The sequence below is a fragment of the bacterium Unc6 genome, assembly GCA_013626165.1.
Lineage (GTDB): Bacteria > Omnitrophota > Gorgyraeia > Velesiimonadales > Velesiimonadaceae > Velesiimonas > Velesiimonas alkalicola.
Map to the genome: position 1 here is coordinate 18615 of NDHX01000008.1, position 25547 is coordinate 44161.

Annotated in this window: 30 protein-coding genes and 1 pseudogene; 13 read left to right on the plus strand and 18 right to left on the minus strand. The window is 38.4% G+C overall.

All coding sequences use genetic code 11. From position 1 onward, the window contains the following. Positions 1–120: 120 nt before the first annotated feature. Positions 121–648, plus strand: a complete 528-nt coding sequence (locus B9J78_04500; GenBank protein ID MBA2124179.1) for a YeeE/YedE family protein — start codon at positions 121–123, stop codon at positions 646–648. Next, positions 645–1172: a YeeE/YedE family protein gene (locus tag B9J78_04505; GenBank protein MBA2124180.1), complete on the plus strand. Its 528-nt coding sequence runs from the start codon at positions 645–647 to the stop codon at positions 1170–1172. Before B9J78_04500 ends, B9J78_04505 begins: the two co-directional genes overlap by 4 nt. 237 nt (positions 1173–1409) lie before the next feature. Here the strand turns inward: B9J78_04505 and B9J78_04510 are convergent, their stop codons facing one another. Together B9J78_04510 and B9J78_04515 are read right to left on the minus strand one after the other, a co-directional pair. Beyond that, the gene (locus B9J78_04510) at positions 1410–1793 is read right to left on the minus strand and encodes a hypothetical protein (GenBank protein ID MBA2124181.1); all 384 of its coding nucleotides are present in this window, start codon (positions 1791–1793) and stop codon (positions 1410–1412) included. 151 nt (positions 1794–1944) lie between these two features. After that, positions 1945–2622 (minus strand): hypothetical protein, encoded by a 678-nt coding sequence (locus B9J78_04515; protein MBA2124182.1) that lies wholly within the window; start codon positions 2620–2622, stop codon positions 1945–1947. 405 nt (positions 2623–3027) lie between these two features. Between B9J78_04515 and B9J78_04520 the strand changes: the two are divergent. After that, a pseudogene (locus B9J78_04520) lies at positions 3028–3153 on the plus strand (hypothetical protein). Here the strand turns inward: B9J78_04520 and B9J78_04525 are convergent. From B9J78_04525 to B9J78_04600, 16 genes are all read right to left on the minus strand, one after another. Next, on the minus strand, positions 3125–3901 hold the full coding sequence (locus B9J78_04525; GenBank protein MBA2124183.1) for a hypothetical protein: 777 nt from the start codon (positions 3899–3901) through the stop codon (positions 3125–3127). The pseudogene B9J78_04520 and the gene B9J78_04525 sit on opposite strands and share 29 nt — an antisense overlap. A 29-nt stretch (positions 3902–3930) precedes the next feature. Further along, complete coding sequence (locus B9J78_04530; protein MBA2124184.1) at positions 3931–4557, minus strand: hypothetical protein; 627 nt, start codon at positions 4555–4557, stop codon at positions 3931–3933. A gap of 10 nt (positions 4558–4567) precedes the next feature. Continuing rightward, entirely contained in the window at positions 4568–5143 is a 576-nt protein-coding gene (locus B9J78_04535) for a rubrerythrin family protein (GenBank protein MBA2124185.1), read from the minus strand. A 19-nt stretch (positions 5144–5162) separates the two neighbouring features. Further along, complete coding sequence (locus B9J78_04540) at positions 5163–5537, minus strand: desulfoferrodoxin (protein ID MBA2124186.1); 375 nt, start codon at positions 5535–5537, stop codon at positions 5163–5165. 7 nt (positions 5538–5544) lie between these two features. Next, on the minus strand, positions 5545–6738 hold the full coding sequence (locus B9J78_04545) for an MBL fold hydrolase (protein ID MBA2124187.1): 1194 nt from the start codon (positions 6736–6738) through the stop codon (positions 5545–5547). Positions 6739–6754: 16 nt separating this feature from the next. After that, positions 6755–7489 (minus strand): hypothetical protein, encoded by a 735-nt coding sequence (locus tag B9J78_04550; protein ID MBA2124188.1) that lies wholly within the window; start codon positions 7487–7489, stop codon positions 6755–6757. 3 nt (positions 7490–7492) lie between these two features. After that, complete coding sequence (locus B9J78_04555; protein ID MBA2124189.1) at positions 7493–8086, minus strand: hypothetical protein; 594 nt, start codon at positions 8084–8086, stop codon at positions 7493–7495. Positions 8087–8599: 513 nt separating this feature from the next. Beyond that, complete coding sequence (locus B9J78_04560; protein ID MBA2124190.1) at positions 8600–9280, minus strand: High molecular weight rubredoxin; 681 nt, start codon at positions 9278–9280, stop codon at positions 8600–8602. Between the two features lie 12 nt (positions 9281–9292). Beyond that, positions 9293–9826 (minus strand): rubrerythrin family protein, encoded by a 534-nt coding sequence (locus tag B9J78_04565; protein ID MBA2124191.1) that lies wholly within the window; start codon positions 9824–9826, stop codon positions 9293–9295. A 556-nt stretch (positions 9827–10382) separates the two neighbouring features. Continuing rightward, positions 10383–11159 carry a hypothetical protein gene (locus B9J78_04570; GenBank protein ID MBA2124192.1) on the minus strand — a complete coding sequence of 259 codons (777 nt, stop codon included), beginning with the start codon at positions 11157–11159 and terminating at the stop codon, positions 10383–10385. Next, positions 11152–11979, minus strand: a complete 828-nt coding sequence (locus B9J78_04575; protein ID MBA2124193.1) for a hypothetical protein — start codon at positions 11977–11979, stop codon at positions 11152–11154. Before B9J78_04575 ends, B9J78_04570 begins: the two co-directional genes overlap by 8 nt. A 270-nt stretch (positions 11980–12249) precedes the next feature. Then, positions 12250–13302 (minus strand): hypothetical protein, encoded by a 1053-nt coding sequence (locus tag B9J78_04580; GenBank protein MBA2124194.1) that lies wholly within the window; start codon positions 13300–13302, stop codon positions 12250–12252. Between the two features lie 288 nt (positions 13303–13590). Next, positions 13591–14091: a hypothetical protein gene (locus B9J78_04585; GenBank protein MBA2124195.1), complete on the minus strand. Its 501-nt coding sequence runs from the start codon at positions 14089–14091 to the stop codon at positions 13591–13593. Positions 14092–14099: 8 nt separating this feature from the next. After that, positions 14100–15092, minus strand: a complete 993-nt coding sequence (locus tag B9J78_04590) for a phosphoribosylformylglycinamidine cyclo-ligase (GenBank protein MBA2124196.1) — start codon at positions 15090–15092, stop codon at positions 14100–14102. A gap of 31 nt (positions 15093–15123) precedes the next feature. Then, positions 15124–16527: an amidophosphoribosyltransferase gene (locus B9J78_04595; protein ID MBA2124197.1), complete on the minus strand. Its 1404-nt coding sequence runs from the start codon at positions 16525–16527 to the stop codon at positions 15124–15126. A 53-nt stretch (positions 16528–16580) separates the two neighbouring features. Then, positions 16581–17369: a phosphoribosylformylglycinamidine synthase I gene (locus B9J78_04600; GenBank protein ID MBA2124198.1), complete on the minus strand. Its 789-nt coding sequence runs from the start codon at positions 17367–17369 to the stop codon at positions 16581–16583. Between the two features lie 307 nt (positions 17370–17676). Here B9J78_04600 and B9J78_04605 point away from each other — a divergent pair, with 307 nt between their 5' ends. The 10 genes from B9J78_04605 to B9J78_04650 all read left to right on the plus strand — a co-directional run bounded on the left by B9J78_04605 (position 17677) and on the right by B9J78_04650 (position 25478). After that, positions 17677–18138, plus strand: coding sequence for a 6,7-dimethyl-8-ribityllumazine synthase (locus B9J78_04605; protein MBA2124199.1), 462 nt, complete (start codon positions 17677–17679; stop codon positions 18136–18138). 13 nt (positions 18139–18151) lie between these two features. After that, the gene (locus B9J78_04610; protein MBA2124200.1) at positions 18152–18568 is read left to right on the plus strand and encodes a transcription antitermination factor NusB; all 417 of its coding nucleotides are present in this window, start codon (positions 18152–18154) and stop codon (positions 18566–18568) included. A 36-nt stretch (positions 18569–18604) separates the two neighbouring features. Continuing rightward, positions 18605–19768, plus strand: a complete 1164-nt coding sequence (locus tag B9J78_04615; GenBank protein ID MBA2124201.1) for a riboflavin biosynthesis protein RibD — start codon at positions 18605–18607, stop codon at positions 19766–19768. Further along, positions 19749–20384 (plus strand): hypothetical protein, encoded by a 636-nt coding sequence (locus tag B9J78_04620; GenBank protein MBA2124202.1) that lies wholly within the window; start codon positions 19749–19751, stop codon positions 20382–20384. The genes B9J78_04615 and B9J78_04620 overlap by 20 nt, the downstream gene beginning before the upstream one ends. Then, positions 20377–20835 carry a hypothetical protein gene (locus B9J78_04625; GenBank protein ID MBA2124203.1) on the plus strand — a complete coding sequence of 153 codons (459 nt, stop codon included), beginning with the start codon at positions 20377–20379 and terminating at the stop codon, positions 20833–20835. The genes B9J78_04620 and B9J78_04625 overlap by 8 nt, the downstream gene beginning before the upstream one ends. A gap of 4 nt (positions 20836–20839) precedes the next feature. Then, positions 20840–21457, plus strand: a complete 618-nt coding sequence (locus B9J78_04630; protein ID MBA2124204.1) for a Zn-dependent hydrolase — start codon at positions 20840–20842, stop codon at positions 21455–21457. 5 nt (positions 21458–21462) lie between these two features. Next, the gene (locus tag B9J78_04635) at positions 21463–22728 is read left to right on the plus strand and encodes a diaminopimelate decarboxylase (protein ID MBA2124205.1); all 1266 of its coding nucleotides are present in this window, start codon (positions 21463–21465) and stop codon (positions 22726–22728) included. 21 nt (positions 22729–22749) lie between these two features. Continuing rightward, positions 22750–23613: a diaminopimelate epimerase gene (locus B9J78_04640; protein ID MBA2124206.1), complete on the plus strand. Its 864-nt coding sequence runs from the start codon at positions 22750–22752 to the stop codon at positions 23611–23613. A gap of 70 nt (positions 23614–23683) precedes the next feature. After that, entirely contained in the window at positions 23684–24580 is an 897-nt protein-coding gene (locus B9J78_04645) for a 4-hydroxy-tetrahydrodipicolinate synthase (GenBank protein MBA2124207.1), read from the plus strand. Positions 24581–24671: 91 nt separating this feature from the next. Continuing rightward, the gene (locus B9J78_04650; protein ID MBA2124208.1) at positions 24672–25478 is read left to right on the plus strand and encodes a 4-hydroxy-tetrahydrodipicolinate reductase; all 807 of its coding nucleotides are present in this window, start codon (positions 24672–24674) and stop codon (positions 25476–25478) included. Positions 25479–25547 lie beyond the last annotated feature (69 nt).

The following is a 25547-nucleotide window of genomic DNA, read 5'->3' on the forward strand; positions in this document are numbered from 1 at the left end:
GAAAAAAGGGAAAAAGTAAATTTTATTTTTGAGCAAGTCTGTAGCCAAGAGCAGGGCGGCACTTTCATGGAATAGATAATTTGATTAAATAATAATGAGAAAGAAGGGGGGGATGTTGTTGTGAAGTTAAAAGAAGAAAATGGTTGGAGCCCTTATCTGGCTGGGGCGCTAAGCGGTCTGGTGGTTATTATGTCTGTCTGGGCAACAGGAAGGTTTTTTGGTGCAACTACTACTTTTGTCCGTTCGGCCGGTATGCTGGAGAAACTTTTTGCTCCGGAGCGTGTAGACAGGCTCGCTTATTTTGTTAAATATGTGCCCAAGATAGACTGGCAGTGGATGTTTGTGATAGGCATCCTCATAGGTTCTTTGCTGGCAGCGGTAACCTCGGGCAGTTTTCGCTGGCAGGCCCTTCCGGATATGTGGAAAAAGCGCTTTGGTTCCAGCCTAATCAAGCGAGCGGTAGTAGCTTTCATCGGAGGAGTAATAGCGATATTTGGCGCCAGGCTGGCCGGTGGTTGCCCAAGCGGTCAAGGGCTAAGCGGTTCACTCCAGCTATCCATTAGTGGACTTATCGCTGTAGTCGGTTTCTTCGCCGGAGGCGTTGTAACTGCCCGCCTGCTTTACGACAGAGGAGGTGAGCGCAAATGAACATGCTCCTTTACGGGCTCATTACCGGGGTTCTCTTTGGTTTCTTGTTGCAAAAAGGAAGGGTGCTGCGTTACGATAAGCAGCTGGGAGCCTTGCGTTTATTAGATATGACTATCGTGAAGTTTATGTTTTCAGCAATTCTGGTTGGCATGGTAGGGGTTTATCTGCTTAAAGACCTGGGGTTAGTTGAACTTTCTGTAAGGCCAATTATCCTAGGGGGCAGCATTTTAGGCGGGCTTATCTTCGGGGTTGGCTGGGGATTATTGGGTTATTGCCCTGGAACCCAGCTCGGAGCTCTGGGTGAAGGGCGCTGGGATGCACTTTGGGGCATTCTGGGCATGATGGTCGGTGCTGCGCTTTTTGTTGAAGCCTACCCAGCCCTGAAGAAGACGGTGCTAACTTGGGGAGATTTTGGCAAGGCCACCCTGCCCCAGGCTCTGGGGCTGAACCACTGGTTTATTATTCCCCTCTTTGTAGTGGCGGTGCTGGCGCTTTTTAGGTGGTTAGAGAGAAAAAAACTTTAGCCATCCAGCCAGGATGGAGGTAGTCGCTTTTTAAAAATCATCTGTAATGCCTCTGCTGGAACACCGTTTCCCCCTACCTATTATTCTTACGTGTTTTAAGGGGGGATCTGGATTCCCGCTCACTGATTGCGGGAAAAGTCAGGTCCAAACTTAAATTTATTCAAGTTAGGCTTTAACTTCGTTTCGTTAATTGATTACATTCACCCCGTTAGATAATGTTATCTAACGGGGCAAGAATTATTCCGCACCAACACCACAAAAATAGTCTAAAACTAATTCGCTGGGTTTTGAATATTTAAGGATCACATTTCTTGGGATATAAGGAGACCAGTTACCTCTATATTCTCCACTATGAGTAGCCCAATTACCTCTCTGCTTAAAACTCCATATAGTGGTTTGCTCTTCTTTAAAATCTTTGGGGTAAAGTGTTTTTATTTTTTTAGAAATATCCAAGGAGCTAATGTTAATTCCTTGTGATTTTGTAATAAGCTTCTCAATGTATCTAAATGTAACACCATATTTTTGCCCAATCTCTAAATCAGAGGTTCCTCTTGTTTTTTCCTGCAAGATTGCTTCCTGGAGTTCTTTTTCAGTTTTGAAACTTATTTTTTGATTGACCATTGCACCTTCTTTTTATTACTAAGCCCGCTGTTTCGCCTGACGGTTCCAGCACATACAACGTTGCGACCAAAGGGAGCAATGTCCCGAGAGGAAAGGGCGTAGCCCGCAGCATATATGCTGTGTTATCTGATGTTCGGTATGCATCATGTTCCTATCCTGTATATCCACACATTCCGACTCGTGGAGAATTAACCACAGGCAAGAGCATCTCTTCGCCACACTCATGCTTCCGAGCACATTCATCACAAAGCCATTCTTTGCCCGACCAGATACATTCAGCGCACACTTGCGCAGCAATTTTTCCACACGACTCACAGGCTATAGAGGGAGGATCATTTCTGGCCAGAAGCTGAACTGACATACTCTTAGCTTCACCTTCCAGTTCTGATACAACTCTCAAGGTAAGCTCCGTGGTGGTGCCAAAGTCGTACTTATGATAAAACTTCATTCCGGGGCTGAGTACATCACCCAGCGCAACCTTCATACCTCTTTCGTCATATTCTCTCATCGGGCTTATGGAATATCTTGTCCCTTCGATTGTGAACGCACTTAGGTGTCCACAGCATTCTAACCAGATATCCCTGAGGAAGCCGTCCAAACCTTCAAGCGTTGTTTTTGCTGGTACGGAAAGATGCATCCAATACTCAGGTAAGCCGCGTCCCTCAACCACAAGATAGAAGCCTTTTGTTTTCTGCAACTTCCGCTTCTCCGATGATGTCTCCGACACAGCTTCTCTTTGCTTACATGACTTCAAGTGTTTAGTCATTGCTGCCTTACTAAAGGTAGCATTGCAAAAACTACACTTTCCCTTTGACATCTGTCTTGTCATTTCTTCCTCCTCCACCCTCGACGCTACTACCAGTCGCTTCCTCTCCTTCTGACCCATTTCTAAATGTCCCCTTTCCATAAACAGGCACCTCACTTTATCAGATGCCCTTATTATCTCACCTGAAAGAGGACATTTCTATTGAGCTACATTAGGATATTATCATAGAGTTTCAACACGTATATGTATAGACAGGTGAGGTCTCAAATATCTCATTCCAAGATGTAAATTTCCCCGTTCTGAATTTTGAAGCATTATCGGCTCATGTTCATCGATGATATAATCGGTGACGGGTTTAAGCTTTTCTTTGAGGTTGTTACGAGTGAACCTCCGCTTGTGGAAACCTCCCCAGACCCTACCATTGTTGCATAGTATACATCAAGTCCCAGTCCCCGACAACTTTTCAGAAAGGCCTTTCTCACCCATCCGGCTGTCGGTCAAAACGTTACCGCCTCGACGCAAAACCAGGCCCTTAGCGCTCTCCTGTTCCTCTATCGCCAGGTGCTTAAGGTATTTCACCTTCAATCCCTATGACCACGCTCTCAAAGGGGATATCTTTCCCACTCTGGGCTAGTGCCTGCTGGGCGATATGAACAAGCCCGAAACAGCATGGAACTTCCATATGAAGGACCTTCAAGCTCTTTATGTCGGAATTTTTCAATATCTGGGCAATCTTGCCCTGATAGGGAGCGGTATCGTCAAGCTTGGGACAGCAGATAGCGATTGCTTTCCCTTTCAGGAAATCACGGTGAAAGTTGGCGCACGCAAAAGGCACGCAATCGGCAACCAGGATCAAGTCTGTATTCTGGAAATATGGGGCGTGAGGCGGAACCAGATGAAGTTGTATCGGCCATTGCCGAAGCTCGGAGCTATCCCTCGGTTTCTCCGCTGTCTCCCCCTCTTCCTTCTTCTCCCAGTGCAACATCTGGGCTGAAGGGCAGGAGACCAGTCCCGGGTACGAATGGTGTTGCGGAAGCTCATGGGCATGCTCCTTCAGATGGGCCAGGTGTTTTTCCAGGAATTCAGGTGATTTCTCCTTGATATGGGCAATCACCCCCTCCTCGTCATACTCTTCAACTTCCTCTTCCTCGATAGTCAAGGCGCCCTGGGGACACTCGCCCAGACATGCACCGAGTCCATCGCAGAAATCCTCTTTTACTAATCTTGCTTTTTTACCTTCCGGCGTATCAACAATCTGTATTGCCTGTTCAGGACATGATGGGATACATTCTTCACAACCATTACATAATTCTTCATCAATTTTAATAATTTTTCTTTTTATTTTAGCCATATTATGCACACCTCCTTTTTTTACTTAAAAATTTCACCTGTTTCTTTTGACCAGAACAGTAGGTCAAGGTGTGAAATAGGTATGTTGATTCTTTTAGAAAACAGTTTTAGTTTATTTTCTATTTCAATATATTTCTTACCAGAAATATGTAATGGAATTTCTTTTATGACTTTGAGTGTTTTTAGGTTCTTCAAAATATGCCTGTCAAGAATAGCGAGATTTTCTCCAAGTCCGATGTTTCTTAAAAAATGACTTGCTTCTTTATAACCTATACCTTTGATATTTTTTACAAGCCATTCTCTGAGTTCGTAATGCGTGCAGTTTGTTAATATTTTTTTAAATTCTGGATAAACTTTTCTGGCATAACAAATATACTCTGATTTTTTATTTTTAAACCTTACGCCAGACAGACATTTTTGAATTTGGTCCTTATCACCGTTAAACAACAATCCTTCCTCTATCAGTTTCAAAACTACCGCCCAACAATTTTTTGCTTTTGACTGAGGAGTAAGTAAACAGAAAACAAGTTCGGCAAAAAGTTCTGTACCACTTTTCGTTTTCCATGTATCTTTAAATTCTTTAAGTCGTTCTACAATGTTTGGTTTTAATCGCTTGTAGAATTGTCTAAGTTCTTTTGTATTTGACACTTTTTCTCTTTTAATAATTTTCACCTAATAATTCAAAATATACTCTCGGATGTGCACATGCCGGACATTCTTCCGGTGCTTCTGTCCTTTCATAAATATAACCACAGTTTCTACATTTCCATTTTACAACTTCATTCCTATTAAAAACCAGGGTTTTCTCAATGTTTTCCAAAAGAGCAAGATACCTTTTTTCATGCTGTTTTTCAGCAACTGCTATTGAACTAAAAACTTTCGCTATATCCCTAAACTCTTCTTGTTCTGCTATTTTTGCAAATTCAGGATACATCTGTGTCCATTCATAATTTTCACCAGCAGATGATGCTCTTAAATTTTCTTTTGTATCTCCAATAACACCTGCAGGAAAAGTAGCAGAAATTTCTAATTCGCCACCTTCTAAAAACTTAAACAATCGCTTGGCATGTTCTTTTTCGTTATCTGCGGTTTCTAAAAATATTGCAGATATCTGCTCATAACCATCTTTTTTCGCCTGCGAAGCAAAGTAAGTGTACCGATTCCTTGCCTGCGATTCACCTGCAAATGCTGTGAGTAAATTTTTTTCTGTCTCTGTACCTTTTAATGTCTTCATTGTGATTGCCTCCTTAAATTTAATTTTTCCATAACCCGTGAATATTACAGTATTCTCTTGCTGTTATGTTTTCTCCTGTTATAGAGAATACCGCTTCTGGTATATCACCGGGTTTTAGGAATTTCCTGTATGCGATACCATCAGCCATTATTTCTATCCACTCAATATAATGTTTCACCTCCATTGGGTGTGGAACACTGCCAACTTTCACTTTTATTCCATCATCTGTTTTCTCAATCACAGGAAGATGTTTTTCTTTTGATGCATCAACAGTGTTTTCTTTTAAGAGTTTCATTGGCTGATCACAGCACACCAGTTGCCCTTTCCCTTCGTGTAATACCTCTGTGATATTGCCACAAATTTCACACTTGGACACTTCTAATTTTTCAGTCATTCTTGACTCACCTCCTTTCTATGAGATTGTTCTCCCTGTGCTTTTTGTAAATATCATCTGCTAATCTATTTAACGAATTAAAATCATCTTCTTTCGGGTATCCTTTTGCAACAACAGGCTCAATAATTTCTACTTTTAGATTAGTTAGCATTCCAGTAATTTGTTCTAACATTTTTCCACCCCAGGAATAAGAACCAATCAACGAGGCAAATTTAACCTTCGGTCTCAAAACATTGGCAAGATAAACTGCATAAACTACATTTGGATGCGGGCCTGCTAAAACCGTTGGCGAGGCAATCACAATTGTAGCAGCATCTACAAGTGCTGTTGCAAGTTCTCCTATATCTGTTTTTGTCAAGTTGAATGGCTTTACAGTGATACCTTTCTCAATAAGTGCATCTATAAAATAATCAACCATCTTTGCAGTGCTACCATGCATTGAGATATAGGCAACAACTACTTCATTTTTTACTTCATCAGAAATCCAATCTTTATATGTATCCAAGATAAATTTTGGTCTATTGTAAACCGGACCGTGGCTTGGTGCAATTATCTCAATGTCCAAGTCCTTTATCTTCTCCAGGTGTTTTTTGATAATGGTTCTAAACGGCATCATAATCTCTGCATAATAACGTTTTGCAGCCTCGTATACTTTTGCTTCGTCTATGACAAACAAATCACTTGTCGCTAAATGCGAACCTAAAAAATCGCAAGGAAACAAAATTTTATCTTCTTTTAAGTAAGCAACCATTGTCTCGGGCCAGTGAACCCAGGGAGTGTGTATAAACTCTAATGTTCTATTACCCAATGATATTGTTTCTCTGTCATTTACAGTTATGAATTTTTCCGCAGAAATTAACAGTAAATCCATAAGCATTTCTTTGCATTTCGGAGTAGTTATAACTTTTGCATCGGGATAAAGTTTAAGAATTTCAGGAATACTGCCAGAATGGTCTTGCTCAGCATGGTTTGCAATAACATAATCAATGTTTGTAATCCCAAGTTCCTCAAGATTATTTACAAGTTCGCACTGTTTAGTTGGGTCAACAGTATCTATAAGCGTTGTTTTCTCACTACCTTTTATCAAGTAAGAGTTATAACTTGTCCCATCCGGAAGCGGTATAAGTTCATCAAACAATCTTCTATCCCAATCAATTGCACCTACTGAATAAATCCCTGATTTTATTTCTCTGATAGCCATTTTTTTTATTCCTCCTTTACAAATATTTTTTTTCTGCTATCTGTTTACCAGCAACGGTTAGAAAATTCTTATCAATAATTTTTTTTAACTTTTCTTTATCACTTAAATTAAATTCATCTTCTATATTAACCAACCAATCCGCATCCCATAGTATTTTAAAGTTCAGTGTATCTATTTCACCAGGGCTGTGGTGACTGGCAATTATTTTACATACTTCATCTATAATTTCCTGTTTTATACCTACTTTTTGAAGAATTTCTTTTGCTATTGGTGGACTTTCCTTCTCCTGTAATTGACCGTCCGTAGAATTGTATTTTCTTTCACATTCTTTTATTCCAATATCATGTAATACTGCTGATATTACCACCACCCTTCTGTCAGCAGTTCCTTCTTGTTGTAATATCTTTTCAGCAAAATGTGTAACTTTTATAGCATGGGTTATTCTTTTTATATCGTCTCCAAAATAGGTTATCATTTCAGATAGGATTTTTTCTTTAAAATCTAACTTTGCTTTATTCAATTCAATTCTTGGTTTTAACTCTTTATATTTTTCTTCTCCGATACATTCTTTTGCATAACTGCACCAATCAATACATGAAGGTATATTTTCGCGATAGACATCGGCTTTACATTTTGGACAAATAACTTTTATTTCATTAGAAAATACTTCAACTTTATAGCCACAATTCTTGCATACTTGTTCTTCAACACGAAGGTTTCTAATATCTATTCCTGGACATTTGGAATCCATTTATTACCTCTGTACAAGTTTATCAAAAGCAACAAGTTCTTTTTTTATTCCTAATAAAACAGATTTAGTTCCGACAGTTTTTTTAGCTTTTATTCCTTCACCCCGTTTCTCTGTGGATGGTTCAATTATTTCTAATTTATCAATGTCTTTAATACTTTTTGTAATAAATTGTTTTAAAAATTCTTCCTTTTTGAATTCTTTATCTCTTTCTCTTGCTCGTTGAATGTATATCCCATTTATTTTTTTTTCTCCGTCAAGACCAAAAACAAATTCAATTGCGCCATACTCACCTTTCTGTGAAGCAGCTATTATATAACCCAATACCGCACCAGTTGCGTCTAACATTTCATAATACTGGTATGTCTCTCTCTGGCCTGGCAAAAGTTTACTTCCTAATCTTTTTTCTATTATCTCAAGTTGCGAAGATGTGATTTTTTTAGTAATGGTCCGGTAATCTTTTGCCTCTTTAAAGATTCTCGTCATTGTTCTTTCTGGATTTCTCCAGACACAGATATATACTTCTTGAGTAAAACTTTTTACTGGAAGAAAACTAAAAATTACGACTGAAAATATAATAAGTCTGGATAAAAAACTCATTTTCTCCTCCATTCAAGGCGAATTTTTGCGCAATTCTTATTTGAAAACCAGTAAAAATGTTATAAGTTAACCCAGTACTTAATGAATGTTGTTTTTTATCTCCCGCTACTTCTACCAGAGCATAACCCGTATTCAGGTCTATTTTCGGCAATATGGCATAATCAGCACTAGAAAATACTCCTAAAAGTTTTTTTCATCTTCTTCTTTATCTCTTCTCTTCTTCCACTTATAGAACCACTTTCTACTCACTCCATATCTTTTACGGAGGAAGGTTATTGGTTCCCGGTTTTTATCTGCCTCTTCGAATATTCTCAGTCTCATTCTATAAAGACACTCTTTTTCTCCCATACCCGAACCTCCTTTTTGTTAGTATTCTACCGGAGGTTCTGGTAGGCGTCAAAGAAATCTTTTTTCTCTCTTTTCCTGCCCAAAATTCTGCTTATTTAAGAGCAAATTTTGGGCAGGTAGAACAAAGATTTGTTACCACCACTTGAATATATTACATTTTAAGCCCTACATCTTCTCAAACTCATCCTTGCCTGCCCCGCAGACCGGACATACCCAGTCATCGGGTAAGTTCTCAAATGGCGTTCCGGGCGGGATATCGCTCTCGGGGTCTCCTATCTCGGGATCATAGACATAGCCACAAACAGTGCACTCATATTTTGCCATCTTGGTGACCTCCTTTTCCTTTTCGATATACGATGGGGCTGCCTTCGGTGTGGGGCCTCTTTTGACCTGCTGATAATAGGCATAGGTTATCGGCTGGCCATCCCTGAGGGTTTCCGCCGCTACCAATTCTGCCAGGAATATGGTGTGGGTGCCGGCATCCACCTCGGAGATAACCTTAGCCTCCAGATAGGCCAGGGCATTATCCAGCACTATGGGTGCACCGGTCTGGCCTATTCTGAAATTGATGCCCCTGAGCTTATCCGTTTCTCTTCCCGACTTGAATCCAAACTTGCCGATGAAGTCCAGTGGTGTATCCTGTGCCAGGATGGAGACCGTAAATGCCCGGCTATCCTGGATAAACTCATGGGTGAGGTTGCCTTTGTTCAAGCATACGGAAATCCTCGGCGGCGCAGAACAGACCTGAATCACCGTGTTGGCGATCTGCGCATTGAGCTTGTCGGCCTTTCTGGCGCCGATGACATATAACCCGTAACTTATCCTGTGCAGTGCATTGGTATCCACACTACCTCTCACTCAATAGTTTTCCGCCATAAGCTCGTAGTAGCTCTGGGGGAAGGCACAGGCAGGGCAAACCTCCGGTGCTTCGGTTCCCGTATGCACATATCCACAATTCCGGCACTTCCACTTCACCACTTTGTCCTTCTTGAAGACCTTCCCTTCCGCGACATTTCTGAGCAAGGCCAGGTACCGATTCTCGTGCTCCTCCTCAACCTCGGCCACCTCTTTGAAGAAATCGGCGATCTCAGTGAAGCCTTCCTCGCGGGCCACTTTTTCAAATCCGGGATACATATCGGTCCATTCGTAGTTCTCACCCGCCGCCGCCGCCTTGAGATTCTCCTTCGTCATACCGGTTCCCATAACGAAATCGAACTCCCTCCTGGCATGCTCCCTTTCGTTTTCGGCCGTCTCCAGGAATATGCCAGCGATCTGCTCGAACCCCTCTCCTTTAGCTACGGCGGCAAAGTAGGTGTACTTGTTGCGCGCCTGCGACTCGCCGGCAAAGGCGGCCAGAAGATTCTGCTCGGTCTTGCTTCCTTTCAGTTCCATTGTTCCTCCTTTTGCGTTTTTCTCAACCAATCTATAGGATGAAACATCTCACCCTTTTCTTATCTTATTTTGTGATTGTAAAAAAATTACCCGCCGGGTTTGGTAATTATAAAAATTTCATTTAATACTACTATTTGATTTTTTTGGTATTCATCTTCGGGTAATTTGTCGGTCACTCCTGAATACTTTACATTTTTTACCAACCAACCTTTCTTGTTTTCGCCTTAAAATCTATAGCAAAAGGTGGATCTGTTATAACCAGATCTATTGTATTATCTGGAATATACTTCATTCCTTCTATGCAATCTATATTATAGATTTTATTGAATTCTATCTTTTTCATTTTTTTGCCCAATTTCTATATCAGGCGTTCTTCTTGTTTTTTCTTGCAAGATTGCTTCTTGGAGTTCTTTTTCAGTTTTGAAACTTATTTTTTGATTAGACATTATATTTTCTTTTTATTAATTTTTTTATTAAAACTACCGTTTCGTCTAACGGGCCTTGCATTGCTGCTATGCGAAGCATAGAAGCAATGCAATGTTGTAAGCCGTTTTTATTATTTCAGATAGTCGCAAATTCTACTTACTAAACTGGCAAAATTTCCAATTCCGTCAAGATTTTCAACGTTATTTAAAACATAAATTCCTCCGCCCAATCTCACGTCATCAAGTATTAACTGCACTTCTGTATTTTTCATGGTGCTTCTTATTTTTCCGGTTTCTGAGTGTTTTACAAAATCTTTACCTTTTGCCCAATCAAGCGTTACAAAAGCATATTTCAAACTGATGTTTTGTTTTGTAAAAATCACTTCATATTTTTCTTTTCCGTATTTAACATTCAAAACATCTTGGTCCATAAGAAATAAATGAGAGAGAAATTGTCCTACTCGTTCTCTTGTTGTGCCTTTTACTGAAAGTATAAAAACTTTATTTGTATTTTGAAAATTGGTTTTGCTGTAAATTAAAATATCACTATCAAAATACTTTTCGTGAGATGAATGTTTACGTTCAATCCTCAATGAATGAACTATTTTTTTAACGGTTTCATTTTCAGTTTTGTTGTTCGTTACTATATAATCAAATTTGTTTTGCTCAAAATATAATGTTAGCAAATACATTATAACTTCCTCAACTAATTTACCCAAAACTGAGTCTACACTTGATTTTTGTTGCCTTGCTGTTTGCTCTTTTAGTGTTACAGAATATTGCTTAGCGTAATTTTCTGCGTCAGTGAAGTTAAAAAAGTCATTAAGGTTTATTCCTATGTGCACAAGCCCTTTTTGGATAATGGGTTTATCAAGTTTTTGTTTTATGTATTCACTATGTTTAAGCATAAAATAAATTAGTTTTGTAGTAGTTAATGTACTGTTTTGCTAATTTGCAGTATTCTTTTGATTTATCAATATAAATAAATTTTCTTTCAGTTTTTAGCGCCACAACGGCAACAGTTCCACTGCCGCCAAATGGGTCTAATACAATATTTTCCTGATAAGTATAAAATTTAATTAAACGATAAACTAATTCTTCAGGAAATGGAACAGGGTGTCCTTTGGGTTGGGTTTGAGGTTTTATCTCCCAAAATGAATTTGAGTATTTAATAAATTCTTCTTTTGTAATATCTATTTTTGATTTATCACCTTCTAATTTTCTCGTACCTTTTGAAAATACAAGCACAAATTCATAAGGCTGAACTACATAAGGATTGCTTGGGCTTTGCCAACTTCCCCATGCAGTTCTTTTTGAAATTGATTGTTTATACCACAAAATATCGCCTCGCATTATGTAACCAATTTTTCGAATTTGATTTACTACATCTACGAACAGTGGCTGATATTCGCTATCTGCTGTAACGCTTGGTACATTTATACATATTCTGCCTCCGCCTACTAAAATTCTATAACATTCTACCCATGTTTGCTCCAAAAATTGCAAATACTCTTTATATGGCATTAAATCGTGGTGATTTTCATAAGATATTCCTACGTTGTAAGGTGGTGAAGTTATGATTAATTGTACTAAATTTTCGGGCAAATTACTCATTACTTCAATGCAATCACCACAAAATATTTGATTTATTGGATTTCCATTATTGTGAACGAAGTTCTGCACGTCCTCAACAATATTAAATTTATGGTCTGTATTATACTCTTTCATTTTTAATGTTTGTTCGTTTCTTTAAAATGGCTTACAACGGTTTCGGTGTATGCGAAATTGCCGCCTGCCTGTGCGTGCCTGCCTGAGCGAGTCCGCTCGCAGTCAGGTCCGCACGCAGACAGGAAGACAATTTGGGCAAAGCGTAGCGAAGCCTTTTATCTGCTGCTATATGACCCGAACATAGTAAGGGCAAGGAGCGAAGCGACGAAGAGTTTCTTCACAAGCCCTCTTTTCTTTTGTTCCATCTGATACAATATTTTATTTCTGCTTTCAACCTTGTTTCCTTACTATTTCATTGAGGTCATGTAGCAGTCTTCCATCTTTTGTTTGCCAGTATCTAGGCCCTGCAACACGATATTTACCATGTTTAAGCCCGAGTTTTCTATCTATATTTCCAGCTATTTTTGAGATTGGGTAAATTTTACCATCTTTTTTGTATTTTAATTTGTTTTTATTTGCCACTATTTTGGCTTGTTCATCCTTGAATACTTTACCATGGAAAAAGTATAAGGTTTGACCGTTTCTAACCAGGCCAGCATCTACCAACTCTTGCAAGGAAACTTTCCTAGCCTTCCCAACATATTCTGGAGATGGACCAACACGTGATGTCCCACCAGGAGGAGTTGGAATTTTAAAAAGATCACAAGGTAAACCAAGAGCATTCCAGATATCGGAGATCTTGGTTTCTACTTTCTTCACTATCGCTTCCTTTTCTTTCTTTAACTGTTCAATCTCTTCTTCCTTTGTTTTGATGTCACTATCAATGCCCTCAATTTTGGTATCGTATTCCTGCTTGATGCGTTCTTCATTCGCCATAGCATCTTTTATTTCTCGCTCTCGCTCATCTATTTTCTTATGCACACTCCTGTTCTGAAGGCTATCGTTATGTAAAAGGTCTGAAAGTATTTCCCAAAGCGCTTTTTTGCCGAAGTCTTGTCTTTTAAAGGAATATAACAATGACCTTTCAAATGCTACCCCTCGAAGTGGACTATAGATTCTAATTTCGGTGCCGTTTGCTATTACCGTAAGTAATACAGTCTCTGTAAAAGTGTAATTTTTTATCTGCTCTATATGGTCGCTTAGATTTTCATTGTAATTCTTGGTATCAATAATCACCTTACAGTCAAGGGGTAATTTTTTAATGAAAATATCTATTTTCTTACCTATTTGGGTGCCGTATTCAAAATCCAAATTTTCCATTTTATGGCCCAACAATTCTAATATTGGGACAATGACCTTATTTTTTACATTCTCTTCTTTTGCTCCTATTTCGCTTTCTGTTAGTTTAGCAATTCTCTCTATTGATTGTTTTATTTCCATCATTGTTCACCTCCTTTTGGCGTGCGAGGAAATTTCACATAACTTGTTTGTATCCGAATAATCTCAGATATACTCCTAAAACAGAGAGGGGTTGTATCCGAAGCATTTTGGATATTTCTACTCTGGCAGAATCGCCAGAATCCCCTACCTGTGACATATTATCCGGGATACTTTAATTTATCCTCCAATAAAAGATGTTTTAGTCTAATACAACAGATATAAGTTTGACCCTTCTCCTAATGCCCTCTTCATGTATTATTTCCGCCTTCTTTTTAATGGTTTTTATTTTTATCACCACTGAAATGTTTTTTGCTTTTCCTGCGGTTTTTTAGACGCTTCCTGGGCGGGTGTTCTTCTTCTTTCATTGTTTATTGTTTTTTCAACTAATTTGTGGACTGCCCTTATCTTTTCGTTTTCTCTTGGTATGTATTCAAAAGTTACATCAGCCTTTGTTGAAAGTGTATCTATTTCTGCAAGGAGCATTTTTAAGCCTATATTCTTGCATCTGTATTCGCCATTTATCTGTTTGACAACAAGTTCACTGTCTGTAAAACATTTAATTGCCCTTGGCCTTAGCACAAGAGCGGTTTTTATTCCAAAAATAAGTGCCCTGTATTCAGCAACATTATTTGTTGCAGTTCCTATAAACTCCGATTTTTTTGCTATCTCGTTGCCGATTTTATCGTAAAGGATTGCCCCTATCCCGGCATCGCTCTGTGTCGGAGAATTTTTAAGTGAGCCACCATCAGCATATACATAGATGATGTTTATATTTTTTAATTTTTCCTTCATAAAAAAGCTCAATCCACAAATTCAATCCTGTTTTCTCCCTTCTTTACCCTGCCCAATACCCAGGTGTTTAAACCGCTGTTTTTAAGGCTTGTCAGTGCAAAATTTGTATCTTTTTCTTTAACCACAACCACCATTCCGACACCCATATTAAATGTTCTATGCATCTCTTTGAAAGATATATTTGCTCTTGTTTGAATTGTATTAAATATCTCAGGGACCGCCCATGAATTTTTTTTAATACAAGGAGTTAAACCTGGTGGAATAATCTTTGTAATTTTCTCAAAAAACGCCCCGCCTGTTATATGTGCAATCCCCAGAAGACTAATCTTTTCTATCAGGGACAATACCGGCTTTACATATATTTTGGTTGGTTTTAGAAGCTCTTCAGCCCACAGGGTTTTAATTTCTTTTTCTGTGAACAGTTTTCTTACCAATGAAAAACCGTTTGAATGAAGCCCGTTTGATTCTATTCCGATAATAATATCACCAACGGAAATATTTGAACAATTTATAATCTTTTGCCTTTCAACAATACCAACGCAAAAACCAGCAAGGTCATACTCGTTGTCTTTATAAAATCCGGGCATCTCGGCGGTTTCTCCCCCCACAAGAGAACACCCGGCCTTTCTGCACCCTTCGGTAATTCCTTTTATTACATCAACAAGAACATTTTTTTTAATTCTGCCTGTTGCAATATAGTTGAGAAAAAAAAGAGGCCGTGCCCCTGAACATAAAACATCGTTAACATTCATTGCAACAAGGTCTATTCCTACGGTATTGTGTTTATTAACGAGAAATGCCACCTTCAGTTTTGTTCCTACACCATCGGTGGATGAGACAAGCACTGGCTCTTTGTATTCATTGGGAATTTTAAAAAAACTCCCAAACCCCCCTATATCTTTTAACACAAGGTCTGAATGTGTAGAACACATATCTTTTCTTATGTTTTTTATAAATTCATCTGCTGTTTTTATATCTACACCTGCTTTTTTATATGTCATTTTCATATCGGAGACTCCGATGTTCGGGCGGTTAGATTTTTTGACATTCTAAACAGTATTTGCCCTCCGGTTTTTTGCATTTTACCGGATACTTACCAGTAAAACAGGCTGAACAATATTTATCTTTATCTTCTCCTTCTACGCTTAAAAGTTCCTCTACTGTAAGGTATTCAAGTGTATCTGCTCCTATAAAATTTCTTATTTGTTCGGTATTATTCCTGGATGCAATAAGTTCTGAGGAATGTGCAAAATCAATCCCATAAAAACAAGGATGTCTATGGGGCGGGCAAGATATTCTTAAATGAACCTCTTTGGCTCCTGCATCTTTTACTGTTTTGATTCTTGCCTGGGATGTTGTTCCTCTTACGATGGAATCATCCACAACAACAACTTTTTTCCCTTTAAGCACAGATTTTACCGGATTTAGTTTTATCTTTACACCGAGGTCTCTGAGCTGTTGCGAGGGCTGAATAAATGTTCGTCCCACATAATGATTTCTTATCATTCCCATCTCAAAAGGAAGTCCACTCTGGTGGGCATATCCTATCGCGGCTGTTACACCTGAATCTGGGACAGGCACAACAATGTCTGCATCTGCGGGATGATTTTTGGCAAGGGTTCGTCCAAGTGCCTCTCTTATTTCGTATACATTTTTGCCAAATACAATAGAATCCGGTCTTGCAAAATATATATGTTCAAAAATACAGTACGATAAAAATCCTGATTGTAATTGTTCAGGTTTCCAGGAATGAAGTCCTTTTTCATCAAGAATTACAATCTCTCCGGCTTCTACATCTCTTAAATATCTTGCGTTCACAAGGTCTAATGCACAGGTTTCGGATGCAACAATAAATGAATTGTCGACCTTTCCTATAACAAGGGGTCTAAAACCTTGCGGGTCTCTTACTGCAATAATTTTTTTAGGGACAAGTATAATAAGTGAATACGAGCCTTTGATTTGGGCAAGAGACTCAAGCAGCGCCTTTTCAAAAACCTTGTGCTTGCTTCTTGATATAAGGTGAACTATTATCTCGCTATCAGTCGTTGATTGGAATATTGCTCCCTGTTTTTCAAGAGACTTTCTTAAATGTAAAGAATTTACAAGATTGCCATTATGCCCTATTGCAATAGGTCCCTGTTTACAGACTATGTGTATAGGCTGAGCATTTTTTATTGTACTTGAACCTGTTGTAGAATATCTTACATGTCCTATAGCAAGGCTGCCCTTTAACTGGTCTATGACATTGGGGGGAAATACATCGTTTACAAGCCCCGTTGCTTTATGTGAGTTAATCTGTTTTCCATCCCACACTGCAATACCAGCCGACTCTTCTCCTCTGTGTTGAAGTGCATAAAGCCCCAAATATGCAATCTTTGCGGCACTGTCATTATTAGAAACACCAAATAAACCGCAATATTCTTTCGGAGGCCTCATTATCAGGTGAGCTGTATAATCTGCCATTGTTCCCTTGCCTTTTTCGCAACCCCTTATATGTGTTTCTTTATATATTCCACCGCATTTTTAAATATTTTAAGCCCATCACCATATTTTGGCAGATCTTTAATCCTGTGCCAGAACGGATGGTTATAAGAGAATATGTGTCTTTCAGGATGGGGCATAATACCGAGTATTCTGCCTGTTGTGTCGCATACACCTGCGATAGAATCCACAGAGCCATTGGGGTTTGAAGGATAGCCCTGTATTTCACCATTTTTATCTGTATATTGAAATACTATGTGTTTATTTTTCCAGTGCCCAGAAAGGATATCTTTATTTAAGGGAACATATTTACCTTCCCCATGCGCAACGGGCAACATAATTATATCATTTATATCTTTTGTCCATACACAGTGTGTTTTTGCAGGTCTTAAACAGACCCACCTATCCTCAAATTTTCCGGAATCATTATGTGTAAAGGTTGCCTGCTGTATGCTTTTTTCCTCTATTGCAGGAAGAAGCCCTGCTTTTACAAGTACCTGAAAACCGTTACATATGCCGATAACCAATTTCCCGTTTTTTACAAATTTCTGTATCTGTTCCTTCAAACAAAACCGTATCTCATTGGCAAGTATTTTTCCAGGGGCAACATCATCTCCATATGTAAAACCACCGGGTATTGCTATTATATGATAGACTAAAAAAGAGGCGGGATTTTTTATTATAGAATTTATATGAAACTCTTCAGGAATTGCCCCTGCATACTTAAATGCAAAGGCAGTTTCTGTATTACAGTTTGTGCCAGCGGCCCTGATTACAAGAACCCGCACCTTTTTCATATAAATAAGCATAGCATATTTAGAAAAAAAATCAAGAAACAGGTTGTAACTGAGTGGGAACGGGAACCTCAGTTGTTAGTGGAAAAAACTCAGGAGAAGAAAATATAATTATACTTATTGATGGAAAAACCGCTTATGGCAAAATTAAAAAGTTTATCGCAAAATTATTTTATTTCAAATAGTTTTGTGTTAAAATATGCCCAGGAGCCCATTACGCAACCGCACACATGAGAGAGGACGCCATAGGTTAAGAACCTGATGTGTGTAACCAATGGGGTTATGCTCATGGACTCTAAAGAGAGGTGGTATGAAAACAATAGAAGGCAATCTTATTGGCAAAGGGAAAAGGTTTGGAATTGTAGCATCAAGGTTTAATGATTTTATTACAAAAAAACTTATAGAGGGTGCAGTTGATGCACTAATAAGACATGGTGTTGTGGAAACAGACATTTCACTGGTCTGGGTGCCTGGCGCTTTTGAAATACCTGTGCTTGCATTGTCAATGGCAAAATCAAAAAAATTTGATGCAGTTGTGTGTCTTGGAACAATTATAAGAGGAGGGACCGGTCATTTTGAATATATTGCAAATGAATGCGCCAAAGGCATAGCCTTTGTTTCTTTGCAGACGGGCCTTCCGTGCATATTTGGTGTAATAACAGCAGATTCTATTGAACAGGCAGTTGAAAGAGCCGGCACAAAACAGGGCAACAAGGGTGCAGATGCAGCCATCAGTGCAATAGAAATGGTGAATCTCTTAGAAAAGATATAAATTAAGCAACAGTATGAGACGGCGAACACTTGCAAGAGAATTTGCATTAAAGATGTTGTATTTGTTGGATATTGATTCCTCTGTTTCACAGATAGATACAGATAGATTCTGGGAGGATTGGGGAGCAAAACAAGCAGAAAGTGTGTGCCTATATACAAAAAAATTAATTGATGGAACTATAAAAAATAAACAGACAATAGACCAGGTTATACAGAAAAGGGCTGAAAACTGGGAATTAAAAAGGATGTCTTTTATAGACAGAAGTGTTTTAAGGCTTGCCACATATGAATTGTTATACGAAAACGAGGTTCCTCCTAATGTTGTAATAAATGAGGCAATTGATATAGCAAAAAAATATGGAGAAGAAGGGTCTGGTGGATTTGTCAACGGCATACTTGATAAGATAAACAAGGAAGATAGGGAAACTTAAAATTTTTATTTATGTAAACTTTTGCTGAATGCAAAAATGAAATTCTCAAAATTTCACCAAAGGATGATGCAAGAGGTAATAACGCTTGCAAAAAAGGGTTGCGGCACGACGGGTAAAAATCCGAGGGTTGGTGCAATATTAGTTAAAAACAACAGAATTATATCAAGGGGATTTCATAAACAGGCCGGCTCACCGCATGCAGAAGCAACAGCGATAAAATTGGCAGGAAAAAAAGCAAGAGGTGCCTCGTTATATGTAAACATGGAACCCTGCTGTCATTTTGGTAATACTCCTCCCTGTACGGATGCAATAATAGGAGCGGGCATAAAAAGAGTTTTTTATTCAATAGATGACCCAGATATAAGAAACAGAGGCAGGGCTGAAAAAATTCTTAAAAAAAACCGCATTATTGTTTATAAGGGTTTATTAAAACAGGATGCAGAAAATATCAACGCAGGATTTATAAAAAGAAATACAAAATTACTTCCATACCTTACACTAAAACTTGCAATAAGTCTTGACGGGAAAATTGCAACATCTGATGGCCAGTCAAAATGGATAACATCTGAAAACTCAAGAAGGATTGTCCAGAAATTAAGGATGCAGACAGATGCGATACTTGTTGGTATAAAAACCGTCTTAAAGGACAACCCTTCACTTTCATTAAGGGGGAAAAATGGGGCCTTTCTGTCACATCAGCCCTATAAAGTAATACTTGATTCGGATTTGAGAATACCGCTTAACTGTAATGTATTAAAATCTTCTCCGAACAGGGTAATAATTGTTTGTAAAAAAAGATGCAGTAAAGACAGGATAAAAAAATTGGCAGGGAAAAATGTAACTGTATGGCAATCACACGGGTTAAAGGAATTTATAGATGTTAGATGGATTTTGAAAAAATTAGCAAAAGAACTTTCAATAAACTATATCCTTTGTGAAGGAGGAGCAAAAGTCGCATCAAGTCTCTTAGAACAGGGGTGTGTTGATAAAATAATATTTTTCATTGCACCAATTTTAATAGGCGGGGATAAGTCCTGCACGGGTGAAATAGGCGTAAAAAAACTATCTTCTGCTATAAAACTAAAAAATATAAAATATGGTTTTGCCTTACAATATAACCCAAATGTATTGAGAAAAGATAAAGCAGACAGTTCCTTAAAAGATTTAATTGTGGAGGCAGATGTTTACAGGAATAGTTGAAACGCTGGGTGTTGTAACAGAGAGTAAAAGAAAACCGTCTTTAACCACCGTTTCCATAGAAATTCCTTTAATCTATAATGACATAAAACAAGGAGATAGCATACTTGTAGATGGCGTATGTTTAACTGTGTCAGAATACTTAAAACAAGGCTCAAAAAGTATTTTTATATCAGACATAATGGACATAACCCTGCAAAGGACAACACTGGAAAATTTATATGTCGGAAGAAAACTAAATATTGAAAGGGCTTTAAGACTTGATGAAAGATTAGGCGGACACTTTGTAACCGGACATATTGACACTATTGGTAGATTAAATATCATTTCTAAACAGGAGGGCAAGACGGTATTTGAGGTTTTTCCAAAGGAGGATATTTACAGGTTTCTTGCCCCTCTAGGTTCTGTTGCAGTTGACGGGATAAGTCTTACACTTGCAGAATCTAAACGGAATAGTTTTATGTTTCATTGTATCCCTCATACACTTTTTGCAACAACCCTTGGGAACACTTCCCTCAGGGATGTGAATATTGAGGTTGATATCATTGCAAGATATGTTTCACAATTGATAAGTTCTGCACATTCAGAGAATAAAATAAAGGAATTTTTAAATGGATGACGGTTTTATACAGATAATAAATAATAAACCCTTGCTCTCAGCAATTGTTGCATGGGCAATCACACAGGCACTAAAGGTTTTTATCAATGTAAGAAAAGAAAAAAGATTTGATTTTAGATGGTTTATCGGACCCGGCGGTATGCCGAGTGTTCATACCGCAGGGGTTGTAGCGCTTGCAACAGCTATTGGTATATCCGAGGGTATTGGGTCGGGCCTGTTTGCTATCTCAGTTATTCTTGCTTTAACAGTAGTATTTGATGCTCAGGTTGTAAGAAGAAATTTTGGCTATCAGGCACAGGCACTGAACAAGATAATAGAAGATATATATTCCAGAAGAGAAATAAAAGAAGAAAGGTTAAAAGAACTTCTCGGACACACACCTATGGAGGTAATTGTAGGGGGGCTTTTAGGATTTATAATAGCAGTTATGATATGTTGGGGGTCAGGGTAAAACTATGGAAAATCTTGAAATTATTAAATGGTTAGGGCATGCAGGCTTCAGGATTGAAGGCTCAAAGACTATATATATTGACCCATACCAAATCCAGGCTGGAAAACCTGCAGATATAATTCTTATCACACATACCCACTATGACCACTGTAGTAAAGACGATATCAATAAAATAAAAAAACAGGATACGGTGCTTATTGCCCCCGAGGATTGTGCTCCAGACTGGAAGGGAGAAAGAAAGATTCTAAAACCCGGACAAAAAGATGTTGTAAAGGGTATAAAAATATTTGCTATCCTTGCATACAATAAAAACAAGAATTTTCACCCAAAACAAAATGACTGGGTAGGATATATTGTAAGTATAGACGGGCTTAAAATTTATCATGCAGGAGATACAGACGCCACCCCTGAGATGGAAAAAATTGATGTGGATGTGGCACTTCTTCCTATCGGGGGGACATATACAATGGATGTCCAAGATGCCCTGTCTGTTATAAACAAAATGAAAGTAAAAACGGTTATGCCAATGCATTACGGAACTATTATTGGAACACAAAAGGATGCGCAAGAATTAAAGGTAAAATCAAAAGTGCCGATTTTGATACTTGAAAAAACAAGATAAATTTTATGCATGATTTCCAATATAAAAATGGCAAACTATGCTGTGAAGATGTTCCGCTTGACCAGATTGCAGCAGTATGTGGAACACCTACATATGTGTACAGTTATAAAACCCTCACAGATCATCTGCACAAGATACAGGATGCCTTTAAAAGCATCTCGCCCCTTATCTGTTATTCAATGAAGGCAAATTCAAACATTGCAATCGTAAGAGCACTTGTAAAAGAAGGTGCAGGCGTTGATGTTGTATCGGGGGGCGAGCTTTACAGAGCAATTAAAGCAAAGGTTGAACCATCTAAGATTGTATATACAAGTATCGGCAAAACAGAACAGGAAATAAAACAGGCGATAAAAAAAGGCATATTGATGTTTAATGTAGAATCTCAGGAAGAACTTGTAATAATAGAAAATGCTGCAAGAGAAATGGGAAAAAGAACAAGGGTATCTATAAGAGTAAATCCGGATGTTAGCCCATATACACATAAATATATTGCTACGGGTAAAAAACACACAAAGTTTGGGCTTGATATAAAAACCACCGAAGACTTAATAATAAGAGCATCTGTTTTTTCAAATATCCATGTCTGCGGAATACATATCCACATAGGCTCACAGATTGTATCTTCAAAACCGTTTGTGAAGGCGCTTAATAAAATATCAAAACTTATTCAGAAATTGAAAAAAAAGGGAGTGGTCCTTCAATATCTTAATATCGGAGGAGGGCTGGGGATTATATATAAAGAAGAAAAACCACAGACTGCAAAACAGTTTGCAGATGCAGTATTAAAAACACTTAAAAATATTGATTTAAAGATTATAATGGAACCCGGAAGGTTTATAGTCGGTAATGCAGGAGTATTGCTTACCAAGGTATTGTATATAAAGCACACACCAGTAAAAAGGTTTGTGATAGTTGATGCAGGTATGAATGATCTTATTCGTCCTACTCTGTACAGGGCTTACCACCAGATACTACCTGTTGGGGAAAGATTTTTGAAAAACCAGTGGAAGGTTGATGTCGTAGGTCCTGTATGTGAAAGCGGAGATTTTTTTGCTCTTGAAAGACAGATGGCCCGTGTTTGCGCGAACGAACTTCTTTCGGTAATGAGTGTCGGTGCATATGGATTCAGTATGTCCAGCAACTATAATTCAAGAAGACGCTCAGCAGAGGTTCTTGTTCAGGGGAGCAGGTTTGAACTTATAAGAAAAAGAGAAGATTACAAAGATTTGGTAAGAGGAGAAAAAATTCCGCAGTATTTAGAGCCTTCTTAAAAATATATCAGAGAATAGTTTATGCAAATAAAATTTTCAAAAATAACAGGAAGCGGGAATGATTTTATTGTAATTGACAATAGAAGAAACATAATCTTGTCTGATAATAAAGAAAAAATTGCCCCTATTGTCCGACATTTTTGCGATAGAAAAATGGGAATAGGCGCAGATGGTGTTTTGCTTCTGGAAAAAAGTAAAAACGCAAGTTTCAGGATGAGGGTTTTCAATTCGGATGGCTCAGAGGCTGAAATGTGTGGCAACGGGACAAGATGCATTACTCTTTTTGCAAAAGAAAAAAGAATCGTAAGGGAAACAACTGTAAGTAAAGGGCGCTTTCTTAAAAAAATCAGCATTGAAACCCTTGCAGGAATTATAAAAGCAGAGGTTAAAAATAATAATGTTAAAATTCAAATGTCAAAACCCTCTGATTTCAGGAAAGATATATTTTTAAAAATAGAAGAAAAGCCTTACAAGTTGCATTTTATAAATACAGGAGTTCCGCATACTGTTCTTATTGTGGATGATATAGAAAAAGCCCCTGTTGTTGCAGTAGGGAGAAAGATACGGTTTGACCCTAAATTTTCTCCGGCAGGAACAAATGTTAATTTTGTAAAAATTAAAGATAGAAACAATATTATTGTCCGAACATATGAAAGAGGTGTAGAGGATGAGACCCTTGCCTGCGGAACGGGTCTTACGGCCTGTTGTTGTGTGCTTGCTTTTCTTGGACTTGTAGATTCCCCTGTTAAGGTAAAGACAAGAGGCGGTGAAATTCTTACAGTTTCGCTTAAGAAAGAAAATGATATAATAAAAAATATATTTTTTGAAGGAAAAGTGTATTGGGTATTTGATGGGAAAATACAGCAGGTAGTAGGTAGTAAGTAGTAGGTGGAAGGTAGGAGATTGTTTTCCTATCTACTACCTATTATCTCCTGTTTACTAAATAAGGGGGAATATGATAAAAAAACGAAAAACCGAACGGTTTACCGGTTCAATGGTTGCAATTGTTACACCATTTTATCAAGGTAAGGTAGACAGGAAAACTCTTGAAAAACTTGTAGAATTTCAAGTACAAAACAACACATCAGGCATAGTGCCCTGTGGAACAACGGGTGAATCTCCCACACTTGATATGGAAGAGCATAAAATGGTAAATGAAATTGTCATCCAAAAAGTAAGAGGAAGAATACCTGTTATTGCAGGCACCGGTTCTAATAATACCAGAGAGGCAATAGAATTGACACATCATGCAAAACAAAGCGGGGCGGATGCTGTTCTTCTTGTTGCTCCATACTATAACAGGCCAACACAGGCAGGGCTTTATGAGCATTTTAAGGTAATATCCAAAGCGGTTAATATCCCTGGGATTATTTATAATATTCCATCAAGAACAGGTGTAAATATAGAGCCTGACACAATGGCTAAAATTGCAGACTTAAAAAATGTAATTGGTATAAAAGAGGCAAGTGGAAATCTTGATCAGATGTCAAGAATAATTGCAGCCTGTCCTGAGGATTTTATTCTTCTTTCTGGTGACGACTGTCTTACGCTTCCGGTTCTTTCTATCGGCGGGAAAGGAGTAATTTCTGTTGCCGCAAATATTGTTCCAAAAGATATTTCAGAGATGATAGATGCATTTAGTAAACAGGATATAGAGAAGGCAAGGAGGCTCCACTACCGGCTTCTTCCGCTTTTAAAAGTACTTTTTATTGAGACAAATCCGGTGCCTGTAAAGACTGCAATGGTTCTTATGGGGCTTATAAAAGAAGGAATAAGACTTCCTCTTACAAGAATGAGTGAGCAAAATTTTGCTAAACTAAAAGAAACGCTTCACAAGTATGGGTTGATATAAAAAAGCCGTTGTTCGTGTACTGTATTCCGTTAAAAAAATAGACAACAGACAACGATATACGGGCGGCGGAATACGGACGATGGGGGGAAAGATGGATGGTAAAACTAAGATAGCAGTTGCAGGTTGCAGCGGAAAGATGGGAAGGGCAGTACTTAAAGTAGCATTTAATACTCCTGATATAGAAGTTGTTGGGGCGTTTGAGTGTGTGGGCCATCAGGATATCGGTAAAGACGTGGGTGCACTGGTGGGTGTTGGCGAAAAAAAGATTAAAGTTACAGATAGATGTCTATCCTCTATACAAACCGCAGACTGTCTTATAGACTTTACAAGCCCTTCTTCAACTGCCCAAAATGTCCAAGATGCAGTAAGTTTAAGGATTGCTATGGTTATCGGAACAACCGGTCTGCAAGAACACCAGATGCAAGAGATAATATCCGCTTCATCAAAAATCCCCATAGTTTTAAGTCCCAATATGAGCGTGGGCGTGAACCTGCTTTTTAAGATAACAGGTGATGTTGCGAAAAAACTTTTAAAGTACGATGTTGAAATTATTGAGGTGCATCACAATATGAAAAAAGATGCACCAAGCGGGACAGCATTGCGTATAGCGGAAAATATAGCAAAAGCAAGACAGCAAAAACTTGAAAAAGATGTTATATACGGAAGAAAAGGCGCTATGGGGGAGCGTCCAGAAATGCAGATAGGAATTCATTCTGTAAGAGCCGGAGATGTGATTGGTGAACATACTGTGATATTTGCAGGTCCGGGAGAAAGGCTTGAGTTTATTCATAAGGCACACTCAAGGGATACATTTGCCGCAGGCGCTATTTATGCAGCAAAATTTATTATTACACAAAAACCAGGCATTTATGAAATGAGTGATGTATTGGGCACATAAAACAAGGCAACTGGTGCTCTGGTGCTCTGCCTGTCTGCGTGCTGTAGCACAGCACAGGCAGGGTGCCTG

Bases quoted from the DNA above. Each gene is read 5' to 3' on its own strand.
- B9J78_04575 (MBA2124193.1), bottom strand. From the start codon at position 11,979: ATGAAAGAGTATAATACAGACCATAAATTTAATATTGTTGAGGACGTG.
- B9J78_04640 (MBA2124206.1), top strand. From the start codon at position 22,750: ATGCAAATAAAATTTTCAAAAATAACAGGAAGCGGGAATGATTTTATT.
- B9J78_04535 (MBA2124185.1), bottom strand. From the start codon at position 5,143: ATGAAGACATTAAAAGGTACAGAGACAGAAAAAAATTTACTCACAGCA.
- B9J78_04510 (MBA2124181.1), bottom strand. From the start codon at position 1,793: ATGGTCAATCAAAAAATAAGTTTCAAAACTGAAAAAGAACTCCAGGAA.
- B9J78_04630 (MBA2124204.1), top strand. From the start codon at position 20,840: ATGGAAAATCTTGAAATTATTAAATGGTTAGGGCATGCAGGCTTCAGG.
- B9J78_04600 (MBA2124198.1), bottom strand. From the start codon at position 17,369: ATGAAAAAGGTGCGGGTTCTTGTAATCAGGGCCGCTGGCACAAACTGT.
- B9J78_04580 (MBA2124194.1), bottom strand. From the start codon at position 13,302: ATGATGGAAATAAAACAATCAATAGAGAGAATTGCTAAACTAACAGAA.
- B9J78_04545 (MBA2124187.1), bottom strand. From the start codon at position 6,738: ATGGCTATCAGAGAAATAAAATCAGGGATTTATTCAGTAGGTGCAATT.
- B9J78_04635 (MBA2124205.1), top strand. From the start codon at position 21,463: ATGCATGATTTCCAATATAAAAATGGCAAACTATGCTGTGAAGATGTT.
- B9J78_04605 (MBA2124199.1), top strand. From the start codon at position 17,677: ATGAAAACAATAGAAGGCAATCTTATTGGCAAAGGGAAAAGGTTTGGA.
- B9J78_04570 (MBA2124192.1), bottom strand. From the start codon at position 11,159: ATGCTTAAACATAGTGAATACATAAAACAAAAACTTGATAAACCCATT.
- B9J78_04645 (MBA2124207.1), top strand. From the start codon at position 23,684: ATGATAAAAAAACGAAAAACCGAACGGTTTACCGGTTCAATGGTTGCA.
- B9J78_04650 (MBA2124208.1), top strand. From the start codon at position 24,672: ATGGATGGTAAAACTAAGATAGCAGTTGCAGGTTGCAGCGGAAAGATG.
- B9J78_04515 (MBA2124182.1), bottom strand. From the start codon at position 2,622: ATGACAAGACAGATGTCAAAGGGAAAGTGTAGTTTTTGCAATGCTACC.
- B9J78_04565 (MBA2124191.1), bottom strand. From the start codon at position 9,826: ATGGAACTGAAAGGAAGCAAGACCGAGCAGAATCTTCTGGCCGCCTTT.
- B9J78_04595 (MBA2124197.1), bottom strand. From the start codon at position 16,527: ATGAGGCCTCCGAAAGAATATTGCGGTTTATTTGGTGTTTCTAATAAT.
- B9J78_04615 (MBA2124201.1), top strand. From the start codon at position 18,605: ATGAAATTCTCAAAATTTCACCAAAGGATGATGCAAGAGGTAATAACG.
- B9J78_04620 (MBA2124202.1), top strand. From the start codon at position 19,749: ATGTTTACAGGAATAGTTGAAACGCTGGGTGTTGTAACAGAGAGTAAA.
- B9J78_04610 (MBA2124200.1), top strand. From the start codon at position 18,152: ATGAGACGGCGAACACTTGCAAGAGAATTTGCATTAAAGATGTTGTAT.
- B9J78_04550 (MBA2124188.1), bottom strand. From the start codon at position 7,489: ATGGATTCCAAATGTCCAGGAATAGATATTAGAAACCTTCGTGTTGAA.
- B9J78_04540 (MBA2124186.1), bottom strand. From the start codon at position 5,537: ATGACTGAAAAATTAGAAGTGTCCAAGTGTGAAATTTGTGGCAATATC.
- B9J78_04585 (MBA2124195.1), bottom strand. From the start codon at position 14,091: ATGAAGGAAAAATTAAAAAATATAAACATCATCTATGTATATGCTGAT.
- B9J78_04625 (MBA2124203.1), top strand. From the start codon at position 20,377: ATGGATGACGGTTTTATACAGATAATAAATAATAAACCCTTGCTCTCA.
- B9J78_04505 (MBA2124180.1), top strand. From the start codon at position 645: ATGAACATGCTCCTTTACGGGCTCATTACCGGGGTTCTCTTTGGTTTC.
- B9J78_04590 (MBA2124196.1), bottom strand. From the start codon at position 15,092: ATGACATATAAAAAAGCAGGTGTAGATATAAAAACAGCAGATGAATTT.
- B9J78_04555 (MBA2124189.1), bottom strand. From the start codon at position 8,086: ATGAGTTTTTTATCCAGACTTATTATATTTTCAGTCGTAATTTTTAGT.